The 11,219-nt window shown below is 62.4% G+C and carries 11 protein-coding genes; 4 read left to right on the top strand and 7 right to left on the bottom strand.

All coding sequences use genetic code 11. The features are described from left to right. Both ACK5L9_RS18225 and ACK5L9_RS18220 read left to right on the top strand, forming a co-directional pair. A partial coding sequence (locus ACK5L9_RS18225) for a CaiB/BaiF CoA transferase family protein (protein WP_416912877.1) occupies positions 1-976 on the top strand: 976 nt, incomplete at its 5' end. A gap of 107 nt (positions 977-1,083) precedes the next feature. Continuing rightward, positions 1,084-1,554 (top strand): acyl-CoA thioesterase, encoded by a 471-nt coding sequence (locus ACK5L9_RS18220; protein WP_416912876.1) that lies wholly within the window; start codon positions 1,084-1,086, stop codon positions 1,552-1,554. A gap of 164 nt (positions 1,555-1,718) precedes the next feature. Here the strand turns inward: ACK5L9_RS18220 and ACK5L9_RS18215 are convergent, their stop codons facing one another. The 6 genes from ACK5L9_RS18215 to ACK5L9_RS18190 form a co-directional block, all read right to left on the bottom strand. Next, entirely contained in the window at positions 1,719-3,161 is a 1,443-nt protein-coding gene (locus tag ACK5L9_RS18215; protein ID WP_416912875.1) for a M20 family metallopeptidase, read from the bottom strand. 90 nt (positions 3,162-3,251) lie between these two features. Next, positions 3,252-3,902, bottom strand: a complete 651-nt coding sequence (locus tag ACK5L9_RS18210) for a GntR family transcriptional regulator (protein WP_416912874.1) — start codon at positions 3,900-3,902, stop codon at positions 3,252-3,254. A 69-nt stretch (positions 3,903-3,971) separates the two neighbouring features. Further along, the gene (locus ACK5L9_RS18205; protein ID WP_416912873.1) at positions 3,972-5,792 is read right to left on the bottom strand and encodes an ABC transporter ATP-binding protein; all 1,821 of its coding nucleotides are present in this window, start codon (positions 5,790-5,792) and stop codon (positions 3,972-3,974) included. A gap of 25 nt (positions 5,793-5,817) precedes the next feature. Beyond that, on the bottom strand, positions 5,818-6,735 hold the full coding sequence (locus tag ACK5L9_RS18200; protein ID WP_416912872.1) for an ABC transporter permease: 918 nt from the start codon (positions 6,733-6,735) through the stop codon (positions 5,818-5,820). After that, on the bottom strand, positions 6,728-7,741 hold the full coding sequence (locus ACK5L9_RS18195; protein WP_416912871.1) for an ABC transporter permease: 1,014 nt from the start codon (positions 7,739-7,741) through the stop codon (positions 6,728-6,730). Before ACK5L9_RS18195 ends, ACK5L9_RS18200 begins: the two co-directional genes overlap by 8 nt. A gap of 68 nt (positions 7,742-7,809) precedes the next feature. After that, positions 7,810-9,513 (bottom strand): peptide ABC transporter substrate-binding protein, encoded by a 1,704-nt coding sequence (locus tag ACK5L9_RS18190; RefSeq protein WP_416912870.1) that lies wholly within the window; start codon positions 9,511-9,513, stop codon positions 7,810-7,812. Positions 9,514-9,950: 437 nt separating this feature from the next. Here ACK5L9_RS18190 and ACK5L9_RS18185 point away from each other — a divergent pair, with 437 nt between their 5' ends. Together ACK5L9_RS18185 and ACK5L9_RS18180 are read left to right on the top strand one after the other, a co-directional pair. Next, positions 9,951-10,445, top strand: a complete 495-nt coding sequence (locus tag ACK5L9_RS18185; protein ID WP_416912869.1) for an acyl-CoA thioesterase — start codon at positions 9,951-9,953, stop codon at positions 10,443-10,445. Continuing rightward, positions 10,435-10,935: a MarR family winged helix-turn-helix transcriptional regulator gene (locus tag ACK5L9_RS18180; protein ID WP_416912868.1), complete on the top strand. Its 501-nt coding sequence runs from the start codon at positions 10,435-10,437 to the stop codon at positions 10,933-10,935. The genes ACK5L9_RS18185 and ACK5L9_RS18180 overlap by 11 nt, the downstream gene beginning before the upstream one ends. Here the strand turns inward: ACK5L9_RS18180 and ACK5L9_RS18175 are convergent. Next, the coding region (locus ACK5L9_RS18175; protein ID WP_416912867.1) for an Ohr family peroxiredoxin at positions 10,932-11,219 on the bottom strand (288 nt) is incomplete at its 5' end. The two genes, ACK5L9_RS18180 and ACK5L9_RS18175, sit on opposite strands and share 4 nt — an antisense overlap.

The following is an 11,219-nucleotide window of genomic DNA, read 5'->3' as shown; positions in this document are numbered from 1 at the left end:
CAAATCGCCCGAGGGGCAGGCGGCCCTGCACCGGCTGATCCGGGAACTGGATGCCGATGTCTTTTGCTGCAATACCATTCCGGGCCGTTACGAACAGCTTGGAATAGATTACGAAACGTTGCGCAAGGTGAAGCCGGATCTGATCTGGGCCGGGATCTCGGCCATGGGGCCCGACCATCCGACGGTGCCCGGCTATGATCCGATCTCGCAGGCTATGGCGGGCTATATGGAGGTCACGGGCTTTGACGACGGGCCGCCGACGATGATGGGGATCCCGCTGGTCGATCTGAAGGCCGGGGATGAGGTTTATGCCAATGTCCTGCTGGCCCTGGCCGAGGGGGCCGACCGGCAGGGCGGGCGGCGGATCGACGTGTCCATGTTGCAGGCGGCGGCCTCGTGGCTGGTAACGCTGCTGCCGCTGATCGATCTGGATTGCGGCCCCGAGGAAATCACCCGCTGGGGCAATGCGCATCGCAAGTTCATTCCCACCAATGTCTATCCGACCAGCGACGGCCATATTTTCGTGGCCGTCGGCAGCAATGCGCAGTGGAAGCGCCTGACCGACACCCCGCTGTTCAGCCCCTTGTCGCGGGACGGTGCGCGGGACGCTCAGGCCGCGCGCTATGAGGACCGGCAAGCGATCTATCGGGAATTCGGGGCAATCCTCCGAAAGGAACCAATTGCCAGGATCGCGGCAATACTGTCCGCTGCGCAGATCCCGAATGCCCCGATCCGCAACATCCGGCAGGTGCATGAAGCCCCCGAGATCCGCGCAAGAATGACCCGGACCACCTTGCCCGACGGTCGGACCCTGCGAATGCAGCCCCGCGCGGTGGACCTGCCCGGACGGCCCGACAGCTTTTCCACGCCGCCCGCCTATGGCCAGCACACCCGCGCGCTGCTGCAAGAGGCCGGGCTGACCAGGGCCGAGATCGACAGGCTGGTGGACAGCGGCGTCGCGGCGACCGGAACGTGACTGTTGATGGCGCAGCAGCCTGCCATATCCGGGAACCGGATCCAGCCTGTGGCAAAGCCATATTCGATATCGAACATATTCCGACGGCTTGCTCCGCAGGAGGGTAAATGGTCTGGCGCTTTCGTCATCGCGTACGCATGCGGGATTGTGACCCGTCCGGGACGGTCTTTTATCCCCGCTACCCCGAGATTATGACGATCTGTTCCGAGGACTGGTTCGAGCAGGAGATTGGCCTCAGCCGTGCAGACATGCAGGACAAACGCCGGATCGGTATGCCGACGGTCAGGCTGAGCATGTCTGTCACGGCTTTGTCACGGTTGGGGGAGGTGCTTGACTGGCAGGTCATCCCCCGGCGTCTTGGCCGTTCCAGCGCCGATCTGCTGTTCCATGTGACATGCGGCAGCGAAATCCGGCTGGCGATCATGCAGACCATCGTGCTGATGGATATGGACAAACGCGCTGCCCTGCCCTGGCCCGCCGATATTCGCGCAGCGCTGGCGGGCCGGATCGCGGGGGCATGTGACCCGGCCACCTCCGGACATTACCGGGATCCGTGCAGTGACGGCACCGCCGGATGATTTGCGTCCCGCGGTGGCCGGGGGAGTTGCACCCCCCGGACCCCCTGCCGTGCCTGCCCCCCTGCTGCGGGTTACGGCACCTTTCGGCCCTGACGGGCCTGTTGGACCTGTTGGACGTGACCCGCAAGGCACGGGTGTTGGTCAGGTAACGCCCGGCTGGCCTTTCATGCTGTGGGGGCCATTTCCCGGATCGGAGGATCAATCCCTTCCGGCAGGGGGCTGACATAGCCATCCGCCCCCACGCGATGCCGCAGATCGGCCTTTGCGGCATTGATCAGTGCGGGGTCGCGCAGCGCGCGGATCGCCGTGCGGGCCATCACCGTTGCCGCATGGACCATACCCTTTTTTGCCATATCGGATTTTCCCTGCGCCACAAGCTGCCAGGAATGGAAAGGCGTGCCGATGGCGCAGGTCGCGCCCTGCATCTGCACAAGCGGAACCACCCAGGACACATCGCCCAGATCGGTCGAGCCGAACATCTTCATACGCGGCGCATCGCGCGGAACGACGAAATCGCACAGCGCACGATCCGGGTCCGGTTCCAGCCCGAAACGCCGGTGGGTATAGGTGATGTCTTCTTCTGAGATGCTTTCGCGCATCCGGGTCGCGAAGGCGATGTCGTCGTCATTGAAATCGGGCGGGCCGAGGGATTCGAGTTCTTCCCACATCGCCGTTTCCAGCGGCGTGTTCGCCAGAAGGTTGGACACCGCGCTGATCGGGCGGATCTCCAGCGTCGTGCCGGTCATCAGTGCCGCGCCCCGCGCCACGTCGCAGACCCGCGCGTACAGATCGCGCATCGCCGCATTGTCCGAAGCGCGGACGGAATAGCGCACGCGGGCAAAGTTCTGCACGACATTCGGCGCGATACCTCCGCTGTCCAGAACCGCGTAATGCAACCGGCAATCGGGGGGAATGTGTTCGCGCAGGTAATTGCAGCCCACGCTGGTCAGTTCCACCGCATCCAGCGCGGATCGGCCCAGATGCGGCGCCATCGCCGCATGAGAGGACCGGCCATGAAACAGGAAATCAACGCGCGTATTGGCCAGCGAATTGGCCTTGAGCACCTCGCAAAAGTTTTCCGGGTGCCACGAGATCGCGATATCGACGTCGTCAAACAGCCCTTCGCGTACCATGAAAGCCTTGGCACCGCCGCCTTCCTCGGCCGGGCAGCCGTAATAGCGAACGCGACCGGGCAGGTCGTTTTCCTCTAGCCAGCGCTTGACCGACGCCGCAGCCAGCATCGCCGCAGCCCCCAGCAGGTTATGCCCGCAGCCATGGCCATTGCCCTGCGCCTCAAGCGGGTCATGAGTGTTCATGCCTTCTTTTTGGCTAAGCCCCGGCAGCGCGTCATATTCGCCCAGAAACGCGATAAGGGGGCCATCCTCGCCACCCGCCTCGCCGATCAGCGCGGTGGGAATGCCCGCCACACCTTCGGACACGCGAAAGCCCGCAGCGCGCAACTGCCCGGCATGGGCGGCGGCAGATTTCCGTTCGCCATAGCAGGTTTCCGGCGTGCCCCAGACCGCATCGCTGAGCCTTTCGTATTCCGGGCGCAGGGTCTGCACCAGATCGTCGATTTCGCCCGTATTCTTCAGACCGGGTGTCATGGCTTGTCCTTTCTGTTGTCGTCATGGTGGCCGCTTGCCGAATACTGTATACGTTTTTGCGTGCCGGGCCGCCGGCACCGGGTGCGGCGGCTAATGTTCCTGCGTTTTCAGAAGTTCGATATAAGAGCTGGCGGAAAGCCTGATCAGGCTGCACAGCACGTTCTGGATTTCGTCGCGGTCGCCCGCCTGAAACGCATCGGCCTTGCGCAGATTGCCCTCGGCCGATTTGTCGCGCCATCGCTGTTCGCGCAGCGTTGTGTTGCGCACGACATGGGCGAAATGGTCGAATTGCCGGATCATGTCGGCCAGAAACGGGTTCCCGATATGGGCAAGAATCTCTTCCCGCATGCGGCTGTGCGCGGCGATATAGCTGTCGCTGTCGCGATGCGCGCTGATTTCCTTGCGGATGAAACCCGCCAGACGCGCCAGTTCCGCAGGCGTATGATCCGCGACGATCTGGCCCATCGCATAAGGTTCCAGCCGCAGGCGAACATCGGTGACATGGCCGATATCGTCGGCGTTCAGGCGTGGAAAGCGAAAGCCGCGCCGTTCCTGCACCAACAGCCCGTCGCGCGCCAGAATGGCCAGCGCCTCACGAACGGGCGTGCGCGACACGCCCAGTTCCTCGGCCAGCGCGATTTCATGAAAGGTCGCGTCGGTGCCGAACTCGCCCGAATAGATGCGGCTGCGGACGTTTTCATAGACCTGTTGCCGCAGATCCGCCACGCGCACAATCGACATCTTTCGTCTCCGTTTCACATCGTCCCCGTTCCTAGCGGATCAGATTTTCAAGGGCCAGTCTCTCATTGGTCAGGCGACCTGCACCAGATGGCCGGGGCCCGCCTCGCGATAGCTGCGTTCGGGCGCGACGTAATCCAGCGGGCGCACCGGGCTTTTCAGTTCCTCTGCCTCCTGCCGCCGCCGCAGGGCGCGGCGCGAAGGGTCGGGGACGGGAACGGCCTCGATCAGCTTGCGGGTATAGGGGTGCTGGGGGTTGCCGAAAATCTGATGCCGTGGCCCGATTTCCACGATCTCGCCCAGATACATTACCGCGACCCGATGGCTGACCCGTTCGACCACCGCCATGTCGTGACTGATGAACAGATAGGACAGATCCAGACTTTCCTGCAAATCCAGCAGCAGGTTGCAGACCTGCGCCTTGATCGACACATCCAGCGCGGATACCGATTCATCCGCAATGATCACCCTGGGATCCAGCATCAGGCTGCGCGCGATGCAAATCCGCTGCCGCTGCCCGCCGGAAAATTCATGCGGATAGCGGGTCATCATCGACGGATCCAGCCCGACCCGTTCCAGAAGCCCTGCCGCCTTGTCCTGCGCCTCGGCCCGGCTGCCCATGCGGTGTTCCAGAAAACACTCGGTCATGGTGGTGCCCAGACTGATCCGGGGATTGAGGCTGGCGAAGGGATCCTGAAACACCATCTGGACCGAGCGGCGAAGCTGCCGCAGCTCCTGACGGCCAGGTTTCAGCCCCTCGTGCCCGTCAGCGATGATTGTGCCGCTTTCCGGCTGAACCAGCCGCGTGATGGAACGCCCGGTGGTGGATTTGCCGCAGCCCGATTCCCCGACCAGCGCCAGCGTTTCGCCCTGATGCAGGTCAAAGGACACCTTCTCGACCGCATGGACGGCACCCGACCGCCGCCCCAGCAGGCCCGATTTCACGTAAAAGCGCGTCGTCAGGTCGCGCACCTGAAGGACCGGCCTGTCATGCCGGACGGTATTGCCGACCTCGCGTTCGGGCAGGGCCTGACCGGTTTCGATATTGATGACCGGAAAGCGCGCCGGCCGGTCATGGACCGCCATCGAACCAAGCCTCGGCACCGCCGACAGCAGCGCGCGGGTATAGGGCATACGCCCGGCGGCAAAGATCTGTTCGGTCGTGCCGGTTTCCACCAGATCGCCGCGAAACATCACCAGCGTCCGGTCGGCGATTTCGGCAACCACGCCCATGTCATGCGTGATGAACAGCACCGCCATGCCGATTTCATCCTGCAATTCCTTGATCAGGTCGAGGATCTGCCCCTGAATCGTCACGTCCAGCGCGGTTGTCGGCTCGTCCGCGATCAGGACTTTGGGGCGCGCGGCAAGGGCCATGGCGATCATCACACGCTGCCGCATCCCGCCTGAAAACTGGTGCGGATAGTCGTCAAAGCGATCCGCCGCGCGCGGGATGCGCACCTTGTCCAGCAGCCGCAGCACCTCGGCCCGCGCCTCCGAGGCGCTGATCCGGCCATGGCAGGTCAGCGCCTCCGAGATCTGCCGCCCGACGGGGAAAATCGGGTTCAGGCTGGTCATCGGTTCCTGAAAGATCATCGAGATGTCGCGCCCCCGGACCTGCCGCATCTGTTCGCCGGACAGGCCCAGAAGGTCGCGCCCCGCCAGCCTGACCTTGCCGGATATGCGGCTGCTGCGTGCCGCCAGAAGCTGCATGATCGACAATGACGTCACGCTTTTGCCCGAGCCGGATTCGCCGACAATCGCCAGCGTTTCACCCGGCGACAGGTCGAAGGAAATGCCCTTGACCACCTCGCGCCAACCCTCGTCGGTCTTGAACGAAACCCGCAGATCTTCGACCGACAGCACCGGCCCGTCCGTGTCACACCCGACCATTGATCCCCCCTCTTGTTGATTGCGATCAGCCATCGTTCGACCTCGGATCGAACGCATCGCGCAGCCCGTCGCCGATATAGTTGACCGACAGAACGGTCAGCGAAATCGCCAGCCCCGGCCAGATCACCCGCGCGGGCGTGATCTGCATGAAATTCACCCCGTCATAGAGAAGGCGCCCCCATGTCGGAAAATCCGACGGAAAGCCAAGGCCCAGAAAGCTGAGCGCGGATTCCGTGATGATCGCTGTCGCGATGCCAAGCGTCGCGGACACAAGGATGGAACTGGCGACATTGGGCAGGACATGCCGCCGCAGAATCGTCGATTCCCGCAGCCCGCCGCTTTTGGCGGCCAGAATAAATTCGCGGTCCTTCAGCGCCAGAACGTCGCCCCGCACGATGCGCGCGGTATGCATCCAGCTTGTGATGCCGATCACAAGGACGATCAGGATGAAGATTCCCCCCTCGGGTCCGACCATCGCGCGCAAAGTCTCGCGGAACAGCATGATGATGACCAGCAGCAGGGGCAGGATCGGCAAGGCCAGAAACAAATCCGTCAGCCGCATCAGCGCCCCGTCCAGCGCCCGGAAATAGCCCGACAGCAGGCCGACCACCGTCCCAAGCAGCAGCGACAACAGCATCGCCGCCACCCCCACCGTCAGCGAAACACGCCCCCCCGCCAGCAACTGCGCCATCAGGTCATGTCCCAGATTGTCTGTTCCCAGCCAATGCGCGGCAGAGGGCCCCTGATTGCGCGCAAGATAGTCCATCTCGTTCGGGTCAAGCCCGTAAAGCGGCGGTCCGGCGATCACCGCCAGAACGATGACGGCAAAGACGGCCAGCCCGGCCACTCCGCCCTTGTGCCTGCGGAAACGCCGCCACAGATCGGCGGAATAGGATCGTTGCCTTGCCTGCGGCGGGGCATCAACGGATGTGATGTCAGTCATAGCGGATCCTCGGGTCCAGAAGGCCATAAAGAATGTCGGCGATCAGGTTGAACAGAATGATCAGCGCCGCAAAGATCACGGTCAGCGTCTGCACCAGCGGCAGATCCCCCGCCTCTATGGCGGTGATCAGCAATTGCCCCAGCCCGTTCACGCGAAAAATCTGTTCGGTGATGATCGCGCCGGAAAAGATGCTGGGAACACCAAGGGCGATCACGGTCACGACCGGAATCAGGCTGTTCCGCAGGACATGGCTCAGCAGCACGGCGCGTTCCCTGACGCCCTTGGCACGGGCCGTGCGCACGTAATCCTGACCAAGGTTGTCCAGAACCGATGACCGTACGAACCGGCTGATCTGCGACAGGTTGATCAACGAGATGACCATGACCGGCAAAAACATCTGCCGGATCTGGAACAGCAGGCTGTCCCAGTCGGTCACGCGATGTGTGGTGTCATAGATCGACGGAAACCAGCTCAGCGTCGAGGAAAAGATCACCACCAGCAATACGCCCGAAAAGAACGCCGGAACCGAAAACCCGACCATAGCCAGAAACGTACCGATCTGATCGAACAGCGAATATTGCTTATAGGCCGAGATCACCCCGATGGGCACCGCCAGTATCACCGCGATGACATAGGACATCCCCACCACCCACAGGGTTTGCGGCATCCGTTCGGCAATCAGGTCCATCACCGGGCTGCGTGTCATCCATGACACCACCCGCATCCGGTTTTCGGAATCACCGATCCGCCAGCCCGTCACCTGTTCCAGCAGGTTCAGCGGCTCGTTGATGAAAAACTGGTAAAGCCATTTCAGATAGCGGATGACAAAGGGCTGATCCATGCCCAGGGCCTGACGGATTCTTTCGCGCGCTTCAGGCGACAGGGTCAGCGGCAGATCCGAGGTCGGGTCGTTCGGCGCAAGGTCCAGCAGGGCAAAGATCACAAAGCTGATCACCAGCAATGTCGGGATCGCAAAGAACGCCCGCCGCAGCGTGTAGTTGAACATGATCGTCTCCGATACGCGGGATGGGTCGGAAAGCGGCCTGCCCCGGCGGGGCAGGCAATCGCGCAGGCTTATCTGGCGCGGGACCAATCCGCGATGTTCCAGAAATCCGAATCCCAGGCGTTCATCCGCACCCCGGCCAGGCTGTTCGACCGTGCCGCCACGCTGCCGCGATGAACCAGCGGCAGGATCGCCCCGTCGCCCACGATCAGGTCGTTCAGCGCCTTGCCGATCGCAGCGCGATCCTCGGGAGCGGTGGTTTGGGACAGCTTTTCGACCAGCGCGTCATACTCCGGGTTGCAGTAACGCGCCATGTTCTCGCCCAGCCAGTTGGTATCGGGGCGCGGAATGCTGCTGCATGTCCAGCCCGCAAGATAGTTGGACGGATCGTTCCCCGAAAAGGGCTTGTTGAACTCTTCAGCATCGGCATAGAATTTTTGCAATGTATCCGGGCTTGCCGGATCGCCCCCGAAAAACACCGAACCCGAGATATTGCGCAGCTCGGTCTCGACCCCGATAGCCTTCCACCAGTTCTTGATCAGGGCCTGCGTGCCCTGCCGCACCGAATTGGTCGAGGTCTGGAACAGGATCGACAGCCGCACCCCGTCCCTGACCCGCACCCCGTCCGGTCCGGGCGCCCATCCCGCCTCGTCCAGCAGGCGGTTCGCCTCGTCCAGATCCTGCGTCAGGCACCAGTCATTCGCTGTCGAGGCATAGATTTCGGGCGCGGCAAGGTTGTTGCAGGTCGGCCGCCCGGCCGGGCCATAGCCCGCTGCCACAATGATGTTGCGGTCAATCGCCAGCGACAGGGCACGCGCCACCGCTGGATCGGTGTTGAACGGATGCGGCCCGGCATCGATGGTGGATCGCTTGTCCCCAAGGGCCGGGTCGGGGTTGTACTGGTTCATCTCGATCCGCTCGACCGCCGCCCCAAAGGCCGAGATCACCTCGCCCTTGCCGGCCCTTGCCAGACCGTCCAGAATTTCTGGCTCGATCTGAAGGTTCCAGGCATAGTCGAATTCGCCCGTCTCAAGAACGGCCCGTGCCGCCGAGGCGGGATCGCCACCGCCCTTGACCGTCAGGCTGGCGAAAGCCGGTTTCGCCGGGTCGCGGTAAAAGGGATTGGCCTCCAGCGTGATCACGTCATTCGCCCGAAACTCGACCACCCGGAAAGGGCCGGTTCCGATGGGACCAAAATTCTGCGCGGTGCAGCCCGCCGCCGCCGCGCCAAGGCAACCGGCAAATTGCGCCGCCTGCAGGACCGGCGCGTGATGCCCGACAAAGGCGCGATAGGGATAGGGCGTCGGGGTCGTGAAATTGACCCGCACATTCTGCGCATCCACCGCTTCGACGCTTTCAATGCCTTCGAAATAGTCGGTCTGCGCGCAGCCGCCTTCGGGATCGACGCAATATTTCCACGTAAAGACGACATCCTCTGCCGTCACATCGCTGCCATCGGACCATTTCAGCCCGTCCTTCAGTTTCCATGTGATCGACTTCAGATCCTCTGCCACGCCGCCGTTTTCGATGGTCGGAATTTCATCGACCAGAAAGGGCACCATGCCGCCATCTTCGTCATAGCGGGCCAGCGGCTCCAGCACGAAAGACCCGGCCAGCAGATCCTTGGTGCCTCCGGAAAGATAAAGGTTCATCGTCGAAGGTGCCTGCCACAGCAGAACCCTCAGCTCGCCATCCGCGCCGCGTTCCGCCTGCGCCGCGCCGGACATCATCGCGACTGCGGCAACCGAGCCCGCCAGAATACCTGTGCGTGTCATTCAAACTCTCCCATTGGTTGAAACGCCCTTGTTTGCCAAGGCTGTCATTATCGCGCTGCGGCAAATCCCATGGCTTACGGCCATTTTCCCCTGACGCGGGAAACCCCGCGCCCGATTACCTGTCGATGGATTCGCCGTCAGAAAAAACGTATACCGTATTACGTCTTTTGCAAGCATTTTGTGCAACACGGGTTTTGCCCGCCGCATTTGACCAAGGTTTCGGGGCCGCGCGCATCGTCGGATTCCCCAGTTTCCGCAGGCCGGATCCAGGATCCGGCAAGAGAAAGCCGTTGACTTATTTTATATGTAAAGTTATTTATCTCTTACTGAAGCATTGAAATTCCGGGGCGGTTCCACAGCCTTGCCTCTGCGGCATCCGCCGGGCGATGCCTTTGGCGGCGGGCAGGTCGGCCCGACCAAACCACTGGGTGTTTCGCATGACAGAACAATCCGCCGGTGCCAAACGCCTGCGCCCCCTGAGTTCCGCGGATCTGCCGCCCGCAATGTGGTCTGCCGGGATCACCGTGCGCCACGGCAATTGCGACCCCGCCGGAATCGTCTATACGCCCGAGTTTTTTCATTTCTTCAATCAGGCGATCGAGGCATGGTTCTGCGATTGCCTTGGCATCGACTATTACGACATGCTGGGTCGTCGCCGCGTCGGGCTTGGTTACGCCGAGGCCGCCTCGGCTTTCTTCACCCCCTGCATGGTGGGCGAAAAGCTGATGATCCATGTCGCCGTCGAACATGTCGGCACGAAGTCCTACAGCCTTGTGCTGCATGCGCTGAAAGACGGGACCGAGGCGCTGCGTGGACGCTTTACCACCGTCACGACATCGCTTGATACGCATCGCGCCATCCCGATCCCCGAGGATCTGAAAGCCGCGTTGTCAAACTATGCCGCGCGGGCCAGAATGCCTGATGGACAGTGAAAATGGCAGGCGGCAGGACGAAACCAGGGTCTGGATTCAGGTTCTGCGGATTCACGGCAGGATCTTTGGCGAACTGAACCGATCAATGCTGGAAAAGACCGGTATCAGCGTGACCAAATTCGACGCGCTGGCGCAGCTTTACCGCTATCCCGAGGGACTGACGATGAGCGCGCTTTCCCAGGCGCTGCGGGTGACGAACGGCAATGTGTCGGGGCTGGTGGCGCGGTTGATCCGGGATGGTCTGGTGGTCAGGCACATGTCCAGCACCGATCGCCGGTCCTTCACGGCCTGCATGACGCCCAAGGGCAAGCACACCTTTGAACAGGCGCTGACCGTGCATGATGCGGTACTGGCTGAATGCCTTGGCCAGCTTTCGCCGGAAAAGCTGCATGCTGCGGCGGGTTTGCTGCGCGAGGTTTCTGCCTGCCTCAGGCCGACGAAGGAGCCGCAAGAGGATGCGGACGACCACCTCGCGCGACGGCCTGCCTAGACCTCTACCGTCAACGTGACCTGCATGTTTCCGCGCGTCGCGTTCGAATAGGGGCAGCGTTCATGCGCGCCCTTCACCACCGCCTCGGCCTGCGCCCGGTCCATACCGGGCAATGACACCCGCAATTCGGTTTCAAGGGCATAAGCCTCGCCCGCGCGACCGGTTCCGACAATGGCGGTGATGCTGGCATCTTCGGGCAGCGCCACCTTGGTCAGCCGCCCCACAAGCTTGGTCGCGCTAAGAAAGCAGGCCGCATAGCCCATGGCGAAAAGCTGTTCGGGATT

Origin of the sequence: Paracoccus sp. (in: a-proteobacteria) (assembly GCF_047973135.1) — a bacterium.
Lineage (GTDB): Bacteria > Pseudomonadota > Alphaproteobacteria > Rhodobacterales > Rhodobacteraceae > Paracoccus.
Note: the sequence above shows the minus strand (reverse complement) of the source record. Positions and strands in the feature narration are given on the sequence as shown.